General features: G+C 52.8%; 13 protein-coding genes. 3 read left to right on the top strand and 10 right to left on the bottom strand.

Annotated features, from left to right (window positions below; genetic code table 11):
* Window positions 1-14 precede the first annotated feature (14 nt).
* The gene (locus ACKPCE_RS08900) at window positions 15-1,220 is read left to right on the top strand and encodes a BamB-related PQQ repeat family beta-propellar protein (RefSeq protein WP_319504896.1); all 1,206 of its coding nucleotides are present in this window, start codon (window positions 15-17) and stop codon (window positions 1,218-1,220) included.
* Here ACKPCE_RS08900 and ACKPCE_RS08905 read toward each other — a convergent pair.
* From ACKPCE_RS08905 to ACKPCE_RS08945, 9 genes are all read right to left on the bottom strand, one after another.
* Window positions 1,209-1,994, bottom strand: coding sequence for a hypothetical protein (locus tag ACKPCE_RS08905; protein WP_319504897.1), 786 nt, complete (start codon window positions 1,992-1,994; stop codon window positions 1,209-1,211). The two genes, ACKPCE_RS08900 and ACKPCE_RS08905, sit on opposite strands and share 12 nt — an antisense overlap.
* Before the next feature lie 135 nt (window positions 1,995-2,129).
* Window positions 2,130-4,391, bottom strand: coding sequence for a DUF4906 domain-containing protein (locus ACKPCE_RS08910; RefSeq protein WP_319504898.1), 2,262 nt, complete (start codon window positions 4,389-4,391; stop codon window positions 2,130-2,132).
* A gap of 30 nt (window positions 4,392-4,421) precedes the next feature.
* The gene (locus tag ACKPCE_RS08915) at window positions 4,422-5,498 is read right to left on the bottom strand and encodes a fimbrillin family protein (protein ID WP_319504899.1); all 1,077 of its coding nucleotides are present in this window, start codon (window positions 5,496-5,498) and stop codon (window positions 4,422-4,424) included.
* Window positions 5,499-5,529: 31 nt separating this feature from the next.
* Window positions 5,530-6,510 carry a fimbrillin family protein gene (locus ACKPCE_RS08920; protein WP_319504900.1) on the bottom strand — a complete coding sequence of 327 codons (981 nt, stop codon included), beginning with the start codon at window positions 6,508-6,510 and terminating at the stop codon, window positions 5,530-5,532.
* A 33-nt stretch (window positions 6,511-6,543) separates the two neighbouring features.
* A complete protein-coding gene (locus ACKPCE_RS08925; RefSeq protein WP_319504901.1) occupies window positions 6,544-7,596 on the bottom strand; it encodes a fimbrillin family protein in 1,053 nt (350 codons plus the stop codon).
* A gap of 94 nt (window positions 7,597-7,690) precedes the next feature.
* Window positions 7,691-8,728 (bottom strand): fimbrillin family protein, encoded by a 1,038-nt coding sequence (locus tag ACKPCE_RS08930; protein ID WP_319504902.1) that lies wholly within the window; start codon window positions 8,726-8,728, stop codon window positions 7,691-7,693.
* Window positions 8,728-9,669, bottom strand: a complete 942-nt coding sequence (locus ACKPCE_RS08935) for a DUF5119 domain-containing protein (protein ID WP_319504903.1) — start codon at window positions 9,667-9,669, stop codon at window positions 8,728-8,730. The genes ACKPCE_RS08930 and ACKPCE_RS08935 overlap by 1 nt, the downstream gene beginning before the upstream one ends.
* An 11-nt stretch (window positions 9,670-9,680) precedes the next feature.
* The gene (locus tag ACKPCE_RS08940; RefSeq protein ID WP_319504904.1) at window positions 9,681-11,246 is read right to left on the bottom strand and encodes a DUF3575 domain-containing protein; all 1,566 of its coding nucleotides are present in this window, start codon (window positions 11,244-11,246) and stop codon (window positions 9,681-9,683) included.
* Between the two features lie 564 nt (window positions 11,247-11,810).
* Complete coding sequence (locus tag ACKPCE_RS08945; RefSeq protein WP_319504905.1) at window positions 11,811-12,839, bottom strand: tyrosine-type recombinase/integrase; 1,029 nt, start codon at window positions 12,837-12,839, stop codon at window positions 11,811-11,813.
* A 485-nt stretch (window positions 12,840-13,324) separates the two neighbouring features.
* Here ACKPCE_RS08945 and ACKPCE_RS08950 point away from each other — a divergent pair, with 485 nt between their 5' ends.
* Both ACKPCE_RS08950 and dnaB read left to right on the top strand, forming a co-directional pair.
* Window positions 13,325-13,939, top strand: coding sequence for an LvrA C-terminal domain-related protein (locus ACKPCE_RS08950; RefSeq protein WP_319504712.1), 615 nt, complete (start codon window positions 13,325-13,327; stop codon window positions 13,937-13,939).
* A 39-nt stretch (window positions 13,940-13,978) separates the two neighbouring features.
* Window positions 13,979-15,340, top strand: a complete 1,362-nt coding sequence (gene dnaB / locus ACKPCE_RS08955) for a replicative DNA helicase (protein ID WP_319505944.1) — start codon at window positions 13,979-13,981, stop codon at window positions 15,338-15,340.
* 19 nt (window positions 15,341-15,359) lie between these two features.
* On the opposite strand, the gene ACKPCE_RS08960 is transcribed toward dnaB, so the two are convergent.
* Window positions 15,360-15,587, bottom strand: coding sequence for a DUF4248 domain-containing protein (locus ACKPCE_RS08960; RefSeq protein WP_319504711.1), 228 nt, complete (start codon window positions 15,585-15,587; stop codon window positions 15,360-15,362).
* Window positions 15,588-15,710 lie beyond the last annotated feature (123 nt).

Here is a 15,710-nt window from a genome sequence, read left to right on the forward strand (position 1 = left end):
TATAAAACAACGTAATGTTTGCTGATATTAAATTAAAATTCTATGCTATTGTAGTCGTGTTGTTGAGCGTCTTTTCGCTCAATGGCACGGCTCAATATAGCTTGCAATGGAAATATACCACTCAAAGCGGTATTTATTCATCGCCGGTTGTTGATGGCAATGCCGTTTTTATTGGCTCTAATGATTCCTGTGTGTATTCACTGGATGCGCAAGAGGGACAACTTAACTGGAAATTTAAAACCGGCGGAGAAGTTAAGTCAACACCGCTTGTTTACAAAGAAAACCTCATTTTCAATAGTACAGATGGTTGTATTTATTCCGTTAATAAACATACAGCCCGCGAGAATTGGAGAATGCATACTGCTGGTGAAAAAAAACATGATATGTGGGACTACTATTTGTCTTCTCCTGTTTTGGCCAATGATAAAGTGATTGTAGGTAGCGGTGACGGTTTTATTTATGCGTTGAATCCCGAAACCGGTAATTTGTGCTGGAAGTTTCAAACAGGAGGTATTGTGCATGCCACTCCGTTAGTTGTTCATGATAGGGTTTTTGTGGGTAGTTTTGATGGCTTTTTTTATGCGTTAAATCTGTCAGATGGTGGTTTGATATGGAAATTTAAAACAAAAGGGAACGAATACTTTCCCAAGGGCGAAATTCAGAAAGGGGCTACTTCTTACAATCAATCGGTTGTCTTTGGGTGCAGAGATTACTTTATGTATTCGCTCAACATGCAATCGGGCGAACTCAACTGGAGTAAGGAAGAAACCAATAGCTGGATTATTGCTACACCACTTTTGGTTGATGGTTTGCTGTACTACGGAACGTCAGATTCACACTGTTTTCGGTGTATGAAGGCTGCAACCGGAGAAATAAAAACAAGTTTTCCATTAAATATGAGGGTATATGCAGAAGCGGTTTTGTTACGTAATCAGATACTATTTGGTTGTTTTAACGGCAAATTATATCAGATAGATCCTGCTTCGGGCGCTATACGGGAAGTATTTCAGACGGATGGCAGCAAATCTAATTATCATCGGGTGTACAACGATGATGGAATTTTTAGAGATGATTTCAAACTATATGGCGATGACCTAGCTGCATCCGAGAGACAAATACTTGCATTGGGATCTATTCTCTCTACTCCTTGTATAGCCAATGGAATGATTTATCTGGGTGACTCCAACGGGTGCTTTTATGCACTGCGGTTAACAGAATAAAAAACCCATCACCTGTGCCACCTTACTCATGCACGAGTTATACCATTTTAGTTTCTCACAGATGCCTTCATTGGTGATTGTTGGAGCTCCGTTAAAAGGAAACACAAACACATCATCGTGTTGCAACTCTTCCAGTTCACTGATTACCCGTTCCATCTTTTTATTTTTATTCATAAAAAGCAGTGAGTTGCGCGTGCCGCTGCGATACCATATTTTTGTTTTGTGCACATCCTCCTTCTTTAAATCAATCACATCGAGCAGGCTGATGCCGGGTGCATAGTGTAAGAACAGCCATGTATACTTCCCTATATTCATTGATAAATCATTTTGAAAATCGGAATAAATCAACCGGTTTAGCTCCATGTCCGTCAATCCGGTCACGGGCCGAACGGCATACTCGCAACATACCTCCCGGCAAGGACAGAAAGGTTTTGCATTCATAGCAGTGGCAGGTGCCAGCAAAAGACTTTCTTTGTACATTTCATACAGCTTCACCACATCATGCACCGTATAATCCGTTGTGCAGGTATCTAGTAAGCTGGCCACATACCTTAAGTTCATTTCCTCTTGCTGCACATAAAGACCTACTTCCTGAAGCGCTTCGTTACTTGCACACCCGGTTATCACCAGGTTCAGTTCTTCTTCCGTCAGGCGATAAGGAGTGCTTATTTTCCGCTCTTCTACTTCGCAGCAAATGCTTATCAGTAAGGGATAATGCGTTTTATCGGGTTGGCAGGCAGCACCCAGTGTCCAAACTATAACAAGGTTATCCATAGCTATTTTTTCATTAGTAAAAATCAAAAGTTACCATTCTGCTTTAAAATAGTTCCCCGCACACACTCGTGCGGGGAACATACAAACAAAACAAACAAAATACCGTGATTCACATCATGGGCTTTTTCTTCCAGTTTATTCTTGCGCGCACCGCACAGAGAATGCGTAGCCCCGATAGTTGTAACTCAGCGGGTATACACTGCTGCTGACGAAGTACAGGTAACCGACATCCATATAGCCACTGGCGTATGACGACGAAGACCAATAGCCACCGTAAGAACTAACACTCGCCAAAGCCCCCGTCGATTTATCTCGGTAGCCCAAAGCAGGCCAATAAGAGGTAGTGCCGGACAGATAGGTTTGCGTATAGAACGTCCAACCATAAGTCCAGCCCAGTGCAGATACATTTCGGGTTCCTCCGTTGGCTCCGTTCTGGGTAAAGATCTGGTAACTCTCTTGCGAGGGTACTCGCCAGCCCGGCGGGCAGGGGTCGTATATGGATTTGCTTCCCTTTGCGGAGTTGGGCTGTGTAGCCGTTGCATTGGGGTTACCCCATAAATTATCCCGTTGGGCGGTATAAGCCGTTGCATTTAACCAATCATTTGTAGTTGAGGCATTCAGAATAAATTTAGTCGGATTCTTAACCGAATAGGTGATGGATGCCGCGGCATTGGCTCCTGCTGTGGCATTAGCCGTCGTTCCGTACGCATAACCGGATGCATACGTAACCGTAACGGGTGTGGTATCCGACCAACCGGAAGCCCCCACAAACGGGTCTTTCCGTCCCCATTGGTAAAGCAATCCCATATCGCCTGCATTGGTGGCTGTGCTGCTCCAATTGCTGATTCCGGTAGCCCCCAGGTTGTATTTCATCATTTTGAAAGTAGAGCTGCCCGCCGGGTACCTGGAATAGGTATCGTAGCTGGTTGCCGGGTCGTAATTCACCTTCCAGATGTGCCAGCTCCAAAGGATGTTGGTTCCGTCTGTTACCGCTATCAAGGCATTGCCCGGGGTGCTGTTGTTCGCTGTTTTAAAAGTAACATACCCGTTAGCCAGGGTTACGCTTCCGTCTTCAATCACACCACCCTTGGTACCGCCTGTTTCCCACACCACAAAAGCAGCCGTTGGCGCCAATGCAGTGGGTGTAATAGCCGGTGCGGCTTGGGTACCGTTTGAAGCCGATACAATGGTAGATGCGGGTGTGGTAGCCCCGTTACCCATTACCGTGGCATTGAACTTATAACTCTTTCCGCCCTCTTTGACGATATAGCAATTCGCCGTGGCAGAGGCGCTTAAATTTTCACCCAGTCCACCCACCACCACACGGCCGTCACTGGTATTGATGCCTTTCAAGGTAATGGTTATACCGTATTTGCGGTTGCGCATCAGGTTAAAGTCGGTGGTGTTGTTGACACCCGGGTAAATAAAATAGCTTACTTCCTGTGCCGTTCCTCCGTTGGGGGTGTAGGTTCCCGATACCACCAGACAAGTACTGTAAGCCGGCGCGTTGGCGGTTGTTTTTTGCCAGGACCCGGTTATAGTGCCTACGGTTCCCCTCAGGTTTTCGGGTACATACCAGGTCAGGGTGGTTCCCGCTGTATAACTCGTTACCGGGTTGTAATCCGTATATTTGGAAGCATCCCCCGCCGTGTTGGGGGGATAATTGCCTGCGGGCGCAGCGAGCTGCGTCACGTTGGGCACGCTTTCCAAGGTGATGGAGGTAAAGGCAAAGCTGTCTCCCGCGGGCAGGCTCAGGTTGCAGGTCAAATCCAGGCGGGCCGCCAGCCGGGTCAGCGTTACGGGGATGGATGCCACGGCCGTTGAACCGGTGTAGTAACCGATGGCCGGCACATCACTTCCCGCCACCAGCGTGCTTTCGGTAAAGGTAAGCACCGATGCCCTGAAGGCTGCCAGCGTGGTGGTGTTCACCGTAAAATCAGCCGTGCGGTCACCCGCGTTGGCCACCACATAGACCGTCTGGTCGGTACCTATTAATAAAGAAAGAGGCGTGCTGTTACCGCTTATGCCGGCTACATAGCTTTTATAGACCAGCAGCGCCGCGTCCCCCGTACCGTTGAACTGGTACAGGCACACCTCATTGACCGTTTGTTCCTGTGTGGTGGTCAGTGCGGCACGGGTACCGGTGCCTTGTTCCTTTGGGTCTGCTGTTGTGGCTGTGTGCACCTCTACCGCTTCCACGCCGGCAAGAGCCCGGGTGGTGGCAGCAGCCGCTCCACTTATATTCCCATCGGGCAGCTCCATGGCCGCGGTGTTAAAACCGAAGCTGACCTCTTTCATCTCACCCGTGAGGGTGCCTGTTTGTACCGGCTCTTCCTGCTGCTGGCAAGAAGCCAGTAAAATGAGTGTCACCCAGGCTAGTATTGCATATTTTTTCATAATCATATCCTTAATCGTTTTGGGATCATATCATTCCCCCACATTATCATTCCAGTCCGTAATCACCCAGGTGGCAATCAGAAACTCCGTTTGTTGGTGTTGACCCGCATCATCGTTCCAGTCAGTTTCACCCCAGGGGGCCATGGTCAATATCAATCCGATGGCATTTCCTTTGAGTACCAGGTTAAAGGCATAGTGATACCCCTTTTGGAACATCATGGCACCAACCGGTGCCGTGAGCTCGGTCACATCCGTTTCCTCGTTGAAAAGAACCTGCATCTCCAACGCATACGCCTCCTCTGTTTTGGGCAGCACGTTCACCCCTGCCGAGGCCTCCCACGGGTTGGCCCCGGGGGTAAACTCTGCGGCTGTCAGGGTGAGGGTTGTCCCGTTGGCTGCCGGTGCCAGATCCCCTGCCGGTACCCCTTGCAGGGGCGCATCCGCCATCCGGGTGAGCTGCACCTGTTGCACCTGTACCCGTGTCACGTTACCGAATTTGCGGGTCACGGCAAAAGATACCCGGGCACACCTGCGTTCCAGTGTGGACAGGGTGACCACCTGCTTATCGGTACCCAGGGTGGCAGGCTTCTGAACAACCACGGCCTCGGTTCTGCCGGTAGCATAATCCGTGCGGTGCGGCACCCTGACCACCGTGCCCGAGGCTCTGTCCACTGCCAAAGCAGGAGTCACGGCATAAAAATCATAGGTATCTTCCCGCAGGTACAGCTCCCCGGGCGTACCGGCCGTCAGCACTCCGTCGGCATCGGTCACACAGGGAGAGAGCTCCCCGGCGGCATCCACCACGTAGGTGTTCTCACCCGCATAGGTGTCCACGGTGATATCCGGGCCGGCTCCCAGCCGTTTGTAAGCCAGCACACGCACGGTGGTTCCCGCCGCCATGTTTTCAGGAATAAGGGCCCGGGTGTCCGCCTGCGAGGTGGTAGCCCCCAGCATGCCGGGGGTGCTGAAATGTACCGCATACGCATCCCCCGGCAGGTCGGGCAGTTCCCGGTACGAACAACCTCCTAACAGCAACAACAGCAACGGCAGTGCCAAGGCACAGCGCCTGCCCGGTATGGCGGCGTATGTTTTTATTCCTTTTCTCATACTTTCGTCTGTTTCTATCACTTTTTATGGGCTACAATTCTATATCGGGCAGGGGTATGACTGTCCACTGACCGATCTGCGCCCGGGCGGTAATACCGGTTGCGGTAAACTTCAGGTTAATGGCATACGCCTTCCCGCTTTGGTAATTCTGTGCATCCAGCCTCACCGTGCGGGTGCCTCCGTACTGGGTGGTTACATCCAGTTCCAGCACCGCAGGCAGTTCCACGGGGTCGGTCATGGCATACCCGCATTCCAGTGCATTGCTTTCGCCCGCGGGCAGGCTCAGCGGATAGGCAATGGCGGCATCGGTGGCCACCGTACGTTCTACCAGCGGCAAATCGGCCGCCGTTCCTTCAAAGCTCACCGTGGCAGGCAGGGTCACCCGGCACACAGGCAGGCGGTTCTTCACCCGGACGGATGAGAGGGTGCCCCATGCCGTGGCGGCCGCCGCATCAGCGGCATACGCTTTGACGCGCAGCTGGGTGAGCAGGTGGTTGAAGGTAAACTCCTTGCCGGCATCACTGAACTGGTCACCCGCTACTTTGGAGCCTTCCACTTCCTGGGTGAGCATCACATCGGTGGAGCCGTCAATACCAAAGGAGAGTACCCCCGAGGAGAGGGAGACCGTACCCCCGTTCACCCGCGGATACCATCCCACCAGCCTCACCTTGTTGTGGGTGTCTCTGACCGGATAGTACTGCTCGCTGCCCGCCTCAAAGCTCACCCCCGTGTAACCCGCACCCCCCGTTCGCACGGCGGGCAATTGCATGCCCCCCGAAAAAGAGGTGTACGGAGGATAGGCGCCCGTGGAGGCGTTTTGCTCGCAGAGCAGGAAATTCAGCGGCAGGTCGGCCGTATAGCCGGCATCAATAACCCCGCGGGTTTCGGACTGTACGGACATACCGGCCGACAAACGGATCCGGGGGCCTTGCGCCGAAGGGTTATCCAGGTCTGCCTGTGTGCAGGAGCACACAAGCAGCAGGAACACAAACCACAAAGAGTTATTTTTCATTGTTGAATCAGTTTATGTATCAAATGAAGCAGATTACTTGATCTCCGGGCTGGAGGTTCCGTCCAGTACCCACGGGCTGACAGTTGCTTTGGCTTTTATCTCGGTTGCTTTGAAGGTGAGTGTTACCTCAAAAGCTTTGCCCTGAGTTTCACCTGCGTAAGCGGCCGATAAAGTGTTCAATAATCCCACCGGCACATCCATACCTGCGGCCGGTGCCTTGTCGGTATACACCTTGAGTTCAAAATCGGCGCTGCCCGCCGTACTGTTGCCGTCAGCCAGGATCGGAGCCACCAGGGAGTAGGCAGTCACGGTGGAGGTGGTTGTCAAAGCCAGTGTCTGTCCGGTAAATGCCGTATTGGTATAGGTTGTTCCTCCCGTTACCGCATAAAAAGGGAAAGGATTGAGCGAGATGGAAAACGCCGAAGCACGGGGAGCCGTTCCGGTAGCCAGTGTAACAGTGGCTTTGGAGTTGGGTGCGCTTCCCTTGGCTTTGACCAGTTCTATCTTGGTTACATTACCCCAGGCTGCTATGGCTGCCGCATCTTCCGCCTTGACCTTGATCACCAGCTTGGTCAGCAGGTGCGAAAAGGCCAGTGTGGGATAGGTCAATGCCTGAGCCTGTGCCTTGGTGGTAGCTACCTGAGGAGCCGCCATCACATCGTGGCTGCCGTTAAAGGTAAAACCGGCCTGTGTTCCTGTTAAATCCCATTCACCGGCAGCTGCTCCTGTTGCCGCATACGGATAGAGTCCGCAGAGGTGAAGCCCCGTGCCGTCGGCAGGATAATAATACTTAGTAGTAGCAAATCCCGTTTCGTTACCGTCTGTGAAGGTAATCTTATCATCGGCCGTGTTATACAGACTCAGGTACGTATCGGCTTGTTTTTTCACCAGCACCTTGGCTTCCAGCGGTAGCGGCACGGTGCCTGCGGTTCCTTCAAAAGGCGCGCGGGTGCCTGCATCCACAGCCAGTGCGGTTGATTTTAACTTGAGTTCCACGCCTGCATTAACAGGACTCTCGGACAGTTCGCTTTGTGTGCATCCGGCCAGCGCCAGGGTGGCCAGGAGCGGTAAATAAATCTTTTTCATACTTTTGTTTTTTTTAAATTGCTTTTTAATTGAATTTCTAATTTCATTGAGTGATGCATGAACCATGTCATCGGTATATAGTGAATGTAATGTGTTATTGTACCACGCCCTCGCCCGTGCCGTCCATGATCCACGGAGTCACGGTGGCTGTTACGGCCAGCTGTGTGAGCCCCCGGAACAGAAGCGTTACCAGGTAAGAGCGCCCGGCGGCAAAGCTGCTTTCGGTGGTGCTGCCCCCGTCGGTGCTCGAGGTGGGACGGATGCTGACCGCACCGAACGTACCTTTAGAGGTAACCACCTTCACACTGAAAGAGGCCTGCCCCGGTTGCAGCATCACCGGTAAACCCACCTCCTGAGCAGCCGCGGGAGTGCCCGTAATAGTCACAGGGGTGCTCAACCCGGCTGAGATGGCATCCGAAGGGGTACCCCAGCTACCCAGGGTACCGCTCTCCAGGTTCAGGGAAGAGGTGGTGTTCACCCCGTTGAAGGTGATGGCATTCAACGTTTCGCCCGAGAAATTACCCGTTTCGTCCACGATGCGGAAACGGATCTGTGTCAGCACGTGGTTAAAGACCAGCGTGCCCGGAGTCACCGACTTACTGCCCGTAACGGGGGTGGCATGCATCACATCCTCGCTCCCGGTCAGGGTGAAGTAAAGTTCCGGAGCCCGGCCGGCGGCCGGAGCCACCACGTAGTTGCTGCCGCTGAGTCCTACCGGGGCATAGGGGTGGTAGGCACAGAACCGCACGTAGCTGCCCTCCTCTACCGGATAGGTGTAGCTTCCCGCCCAGCCGATGGCGCCTGTTGCCCCGTCGATGGAGGTGGTACGCACATTGTCCATCAGGGGAACCAGAGACCACCCTTCCCCCAGCGGTGTGGCGGACGAGGATTGCGTGGTTACCATGCCGTAGAGACCCACGTTACCTCCCACGGCAGAGAGTCCCGCCAGGTCATTGATCGCTGCCCGGCTTGGCAGGCGTGTGGCAGCCCCCAGGCGGATACGCAAAGAGGCATCGGCATCCTCCCCGGAGGTGCAACCGCTTAGAAACATAGTGCTAATCCAAAACAGGTTCATGACCTGTATAAATCTTTTCTTTTCCATATATACATCCTTGATTGATTTAGATTTCATTATTTAACGCCGCCTTCCCCCGACCCGCTCTGCCAGGGTTTCACGCTGGCCACCAGTTGGGCATCGATCAGCCGCAGCTCCACCTCAACGGGCAATTCCAGGGGAATGGTACCGCCGTTGGCCTTCAGCACCTCACTCAGCAGCCGGGTCAGGTCAACCTCTGTGGTCTGTACGCTGCCGTCCTTCAGGGTCAGTGTCAGGTCCATCAGGTTGCGGTAAGGAAGGTTTCCCAGCGGATCGAGCAGCCCCAGCACGCCCACCCGCGCGGTGGCCCGGTTGCCCGATACCGAAGCAGTAAAGGAGGTGACACCCGCTTCACCCCGATAGGTTTTGGTGGCAATCAGCACAGTGGGTTGTATGCCTCGCATGAGTCCGCTCAGGGAAGAGAGGGATTCCCCTCCCAGCAGCAGAAAGCTCAGGTTCACCCTGCGCGAGAGCGTATCGGGAACCGAGGAGGTTTCCACCACATCCTGCAGGGGAACCCTCAGTTCACTGATGTGCAACGCATAAACCCCCGAAGGCTGGGCGTAGTAACTCAGCGAGCGGCTGTCTGTGGTGGTAACGGCGGTTACCGAAGCCGTGGAGTAGCTCTCCATGCCTTCATACACCGCCCGGCTGGCATCCGTGCTGCAGGCGATGACCCGGTAGCTGCCCGCGGGCAGATTACCTTCAAAACCTGTGGAAGCGGCATCATACGTCAGCGCACTGCCCCCACTCAGGGGATAGAAGTAGAAACGCAAACCCGTTGCGGGGGGCGAGGCGCTGTTCCAGGAAGCGTGAATGACAACGCGACCCTCTGTGGGCGGGTTATCAAGGGTACCCTCTGTGCAGGCGACCGCACACACAATCAGGGCCGCCGGCAACAGGAGGGTAGAAACAAAGCTGAACCATGAGTTTCTGCTGAGAAAACGCTTTTTATATTCTTGTTTCCGTATCTTCATAATGGTCTGTTTTATTTAATAGTCTTCTTACCCAGACGGTAGCCTATGTTCAACCGAATATCCGTCAGCCGCAGGCGGCTTTGGCTTTGATTACGCACCAGGTAGTGCTTGTCCTGCTCCACATCATACACCTTGTCTGCCACACGGCGGTACCCTCCGCTCACACCCGCCTCCAGATACCAGTGGCGTGACAGGGGCAGGACATAGCCCAGTGAGGCCCCCGCCTCGTAATAGGTGCCCGTGCGGTTGTCGGTGGGAACCCCTTCCACCACGCTGCGCCGGATGTCAAAATCTCCCGTGCGGGCATACAGACCCGTGTAAAGACCCCGGCACAGGCCCGTGGGGCTGAACCAGAAGCGAGGCTCCAGGGTATAGGAAGTAACGCCCCAGAACTCACCCTGTGCGAAATCCCAATAGGCATAAAGAGCCGAAGCGGACAGGGACCAACGCCCGAAAGCAAAATATTCAATCTCCAGGTTCGGCATGAAGGTGGTGCGTTCTCCCTGCGGAGTCAGCCCGGCAAGCGCGTAGAGGTTGGTCTTCACACCCCATAACGGATAGAGCTTGCGATGCTCGGTGCGGGCAGCCGAAGCTTCCCGGGCGGCTTCCCGCCTGCGGCGGTAGGCAGCGGCGGCAGCTTCATCCGCCCGGCGGGCCGATTCCTGTGCACCCGCTTGCTGAGCACGCGCTTGCTGTGCACGGGCGGTCTCTTCCACCGCCAGGCTGTCTGCCTGCCACTTCTCTTTCAGGGCACGCTGCTCAGCGAGCAGGCGCTCTTCCCGGCGCACTTTCTCACGCTCCTGCTCCAGCAGCAGGGCAAACTCCCGGTCATTGAGCTTGCGGCGGTAACGCTCTTCAATGATCCGGTGAAGATCGTACTCCACCGTCAGCTCCACCCGCCGCAGAAGCGGGAAAAAGAGTTGCTCCATCATCCGGTACGGGGCGCCGCCGTTCAAATCCATCAACAGCTTTTCACGTCCCGAGAAGATATCGACCCGATCGATGATCTGAAGAATCTCGTCCCGTTCGTTCAGCGTGGAGGAGGCCACCAGCGAGCGAAGCTGGTCCCAGTCTTCGCCCACCCAGTCGGCACGAATGCCGTAACGCCGAAGAAAAGGGTATTCCGAGAGTATAAACTGCATAAAACCCAGGGAGCGTTTGCGTGCCAGCTGTTCGTTGGAGGTATAATTGCCGTCCACCGAGCAGTAACCGCATACACGCACGCTGCGAACGTAAATCAGCGTATCCGAAAGGGCGGCACGGATAAACTCACCCAGTTTGCCCAGCTCGTAGGCGTTATGGCCGTAACCCCGCAGAACAGAAGAACCGCCCTGGGGATAAGAGAGGTAGCAGCTTAAACTGGTGCTTCCCTGACCGATCACCCGGCGATAAACCGAATCGCGGTACAGACCCTCACGCCCCGCCACCCTCTGGGCGTACACCTGGGAGCTGGAAAGTACAGACACCAGAAAAGAAAAAATAAGCGCTATGATAGCCGATATAATAAGGGCGGCAATGGCTTCGAGCAGGCGGTGGGTCTTTTGTTTCATAATCCTTTTATCGTAGGTTTCGTTCATTCTATCCATTATTTGTTCTCTCTGACTGTTACTTTGAAGGTAACAGTAATCAGTTGATAAATCAAGGAATGAAGCCCGTAGCCGTACTTACATACAGATTGCTAATTTGCGGATAAGGTTATTTGGGAGCAATAGAAATAGTCGTTTATGAGATAATAGTGCCGATTGGTATATTCATAAAGTTATTCTTTTTAAAAAAAAGCAAAACAAACTGTGATACAAAAACGTTAATTGTTTATATATCAAAAAAAAGATGTTTTGCATATTAGAATACATCTAAAAGCGTATATTTAACATATAAAAAACATTTAAAATAGAATATTAAAAAGATAAAACCAATTGATTATTTGATTTTTTCATGATTTTATTTTGTTTATAATTAAAATATTTCAATATTTGTGCCGTCAACTGATTACTGTTACCTTCAAAGTAACAGTCCCTGAAAGCACTCTTTAATCTTTTCATATTCAATTAGTTGCATTCAATTTTAGCTGTTTTCATATTCCTGCCTTTGCGGTCTTTCCAAAGAACGCCATCTCTGCCCCGAAAGTCCGCCGACTTTTTTTAATCGTAGCCCGACTTTTGAAAATTGCAGGCCGACTTTTTAAATTTGTTCGCTTGCGATTGGGGATTACTGCCCGGTAATACCAGGTCGATGATTTTACGGTTGGCCCGGCTGAGCGTGCGGTTGTCGAAGGAGGCCAGGTAGGTGTAGGTCACCTTCTCCGAGGAGTGCCCCAGCGACTCGCTGATCACCGCCACGGGTACGCCCTGCCGGTAAGCCGCCGTAGCCCACGAGTGACGCGCCACGTAAGAGGTCAGGTGGGTTTTTAACCCCAGCAGGGCCGACAGCCGGTGCAGGTGCAGGTTGTAGCGCCGCAGGGCGTTCTGGTACTGCCGGTAACCTCCTTTGCCCTCTTTGGTAAGAACAGGAAGCAAATAAACTCCGTTTTTAACTGCATACTTGCGCAGAATCTCCTGTGCGCAGGGCTCTACGGCTACCGTCAGCAGGCGGCCGGTTTTGCTGCGGCGGTAGCGCAGCATGCCCCGGCTCAGGTCGCTCTTGCGCAGGCGGATCAGATCCACAAAGGGGATGCCTCGCAGGTAGAAGGAGAGCAAAAACAGATCACGGGCGGTTTCCAACACCGGGCTGGAAGCAAGTTCCAGTTCTCTTAACCGGCGGATAACGGCAGGGTTCACAGCCCGCTTCTCCGAACTGTCCGTGCCGGTAAAGACCTCATCGAACAGTCCCGCGGGAATGCGGGTGATGCCCCGGCTCACAGCCTGATTACACACCGAGCGTAGCATGCGCATATAAAGGGAAACAGTGTTGCGCTTGCACCCTTGAACCAAAAGGGTTTGCTCGTAGCGCTTTAAAAGGCCGGGAGTCAGATCGGAAAAGGTGAGCTGCCGGTTGCCCGTAAACTCCAGCAGACGATTCAGGGAGCTACGGTAAGCACGCGCCGTGCCGTGACGGCCGCTGACCTCCAGCTCCCCCGTTAATAAGGATACAAAGGGGGTGAGTGTTCTCATTTGTTTGTTTCGTTTGCTTGTTTGACGTGTCAAAGTTTTCATTGTAATTTTATTTGCCATTGAATATTAATTACACAATGATAGCAACTAATATCGGGGTGGCAAAATCATTACAAATTAGCATTTAACACAAAATAATTTAATTAAAATCACTGAAATGTTTGTTTTTTGTTGATTGTTTTGTCTATATTTGCAGAGTCGTGTTTGACCGAATAACAAAGATAGAAAAAATAGAATATCTGCATAAATATTAGCGATATTTTCATTTGAAACAATTTCCGAAAACATGAATGGTAAAAGAATCTGCCGCAATAGATTGCGTCGGATGCAAGGTTTGAGGAAGCAATTCTTCAAAAATGAACTATTATCTTTAAAATTTATATTTAGTTATGTTGTGGCCGGTTGGGTGGTCGTTTTTTTACCCGGCGGGTTGCTTAAGGAATTGAAAAACAAGTAGATAGCAAAAAGAGGGGGTGGTCGCCTGAAGGGTCGCCCTTAACAGCCCGGATAAACGGGTATAATACTTAACAAAAAACCAGAAAAACATGGAAGAAGACTTCTTAAAGAATCTGTTGGCCAAAGGGTACATACTGCTGCCCAAGGCGATGTTGGAAAACTCACTCACTCAGGGCACGCAGCCCCTGAGCGAGTTCGAGGCCACCCTGCTGCTCATCTGCCGGGTGAACTACCGCGATGCCACCTGTGTGGTGGCGGGCAAATCACAGCTATGCCCCCGGGGCGAATCCCTGCAAAGCGTGAACACCTGGGCGGAGCTGTTTCGCTGGAACAGAAGCCGCACCCGCCGGTTCCTGAGCAAGCTGGCGCAGCAGGGCATCATCGAGCTGCTGCCCCACAGTCACACCACCCACCTGCGCGTGCCTCATTATGAGGCGTGGACGGGCTTTATCAAACAATCCCGAAAAGGAGCTTACTCCGCTGAGAAGGAGTTCGACGACTTCTGGGAACACTACCACCTGACCACCGGCACCCGCAAGGTCAACGTGGGCAGGGCCCGGCGCGAGTGGAACCGCATGAGCGCCGAGGAACGCAAACAGGCTTACGACTATGTAGATAACTACTATTACAACCTCAAGGACGTGCGCTACTGCAAGCAGGCGGCCACGTATCTCAAAGACAAAACGTACCTGGACGAGGACTAAAAAAACAAATGAATGACCATAAAAACTAAAAAAAATACCATGATTCAACCTCAAGCCATAGAAATAGAGCAGGCCGTACTGGGTGCCTGCCTGGTAGAAACCACCGCCATGGCGGCTGTAAGTCCCCGGTTACGGGAAGAGATGTTTTACGACCACAGACACAAACTGGTTTACGCCGCCATGCAGGCCATGTATGTAGCAGGCAGACAGATCGACATACTCACCGTATGCGAGGAGCTGCGTCGCCGGGGGGAGCTGGACAACCTGGGAGGGCCTTATTTCGTGACCTCGCTCAGCGCCACGGTGGCCGGCTCCGCTCACCTGATATACCACGCGCAGGTAGTGCACGAAAAGTACATTCGCCGGCGCATGATACTGGGATTCAACAAGCTCTTTGCTCTCTCGGCCGATGACACCACCGATCCGGCAGACACCCTGGGGGATGCTTACCGGTTGCTGGATGAGATAGAGAACGAGTTTGGCCGGTGTGTCCGTTTAAGGGACATGGAGCAGCTGATGAGGGATACGCTGGCACAGGCGGAGATCCGCCGGGAGGTGGGCAAGGACGGAGTGACGGGCATCCCCACGGGCTTTACGGAGCTGGACCGCATCACCGGGGGTTGGCAAAACGGGGACCTGATTACCGTAGCGGCTCGTCCCTCGGTAGGGAAAACGGCTTTTGCCCTGCATCTGGCACGAGAGGCGGCGCTGGCGGGGCATCAGACGGTGATTTACAGCATCGAGATGGCGGGTGAGCGGCTGGGCGACCGGCTGATCCTGGCACAGAGCGGCGTGGATGCCGGGCGCTGGCGAAACGGGCAGATGAAGGAGAACGAGCTGGTGCTGGCGGCCGCCGCGGCGGGTGAGCTGTCAAACGTTCCCATACGGGTGGACGACAGCGGAAGCATCAGCATGGATTACATCTGTGCCGGAGCGCGCATGTTGCACAGCAAGGGTAAGTGCAGCCTGGTGATTATTGATTACCTGCAGCTCAGCCAGATGAAGCACGAGAAGAACCGCAACCGAGAGCAGGAGGTGGCGCAGGCGGCTCATAAGGCCAAGATGCTGGCACGGGAGCTGAACATTCCGGTGATTCTGCTCAGTCAGCTGAACAGGGAGTCGGAGAACAGGCCCAACAAGAGGCCCGTGCTGGCCGACCTGCGCGAGAGCGGGGGCATTGAGCAGGATTCCGACGTGGTGTTGCTCTTGTATCGTCCGGCGCTGGCGGGGCTGCACACCGACAAGGAGAGCGGATTCCCCTCGGACGGTCTGGGGGTAGCCATCGTGGCCAAGCACCGCAACGGGGAGACGGGTAACGTGTACTTCGGGCACAACCCTTCCATGACACGAATGGGGGATTATGTGCCTTCCTTGCAGTGGATGCAGAAGAATGCGAAATAGATAAAAAAAAGGGGAGCCGTTACGGTTCCCCTAAATAGGATACAATCAATTCCACCTGACGGCGGGTGTAGCAGTGGTCATTCTTGCCCTCGTTGCCTTCATACATCTGACGGTAAAGGTCTTCGTTTTTTTGAATCCAGTTGCGCAGCTTGCGCATGGAGGAAGCTAAAAGCATGTCGGGATTGTAAAGCATCGCCAGGTCGGCCTTGTAATAGGCTTTAATACGAAAAGGTTCTTCTGTTTCCATACTGTTTTTATTGGTTTTTACTCCTATAAAAGTACGAAATTATTCTCATAAAAACAAGGGGTTAAAGTTCAAATAATAACAGGAAGCAAAGATTAGATATAAATAAAAATAGCAATTAATTAT

Source organism: Bacteroides graminisolvens (genome assembly GCF_963666085.1).
Lineage (GTDB): Bacteria > Bacteroidota > Bacteroidia > Bacteroidales > Bacteroidaceae > Bacteroides > Bacteroides graminisolvens.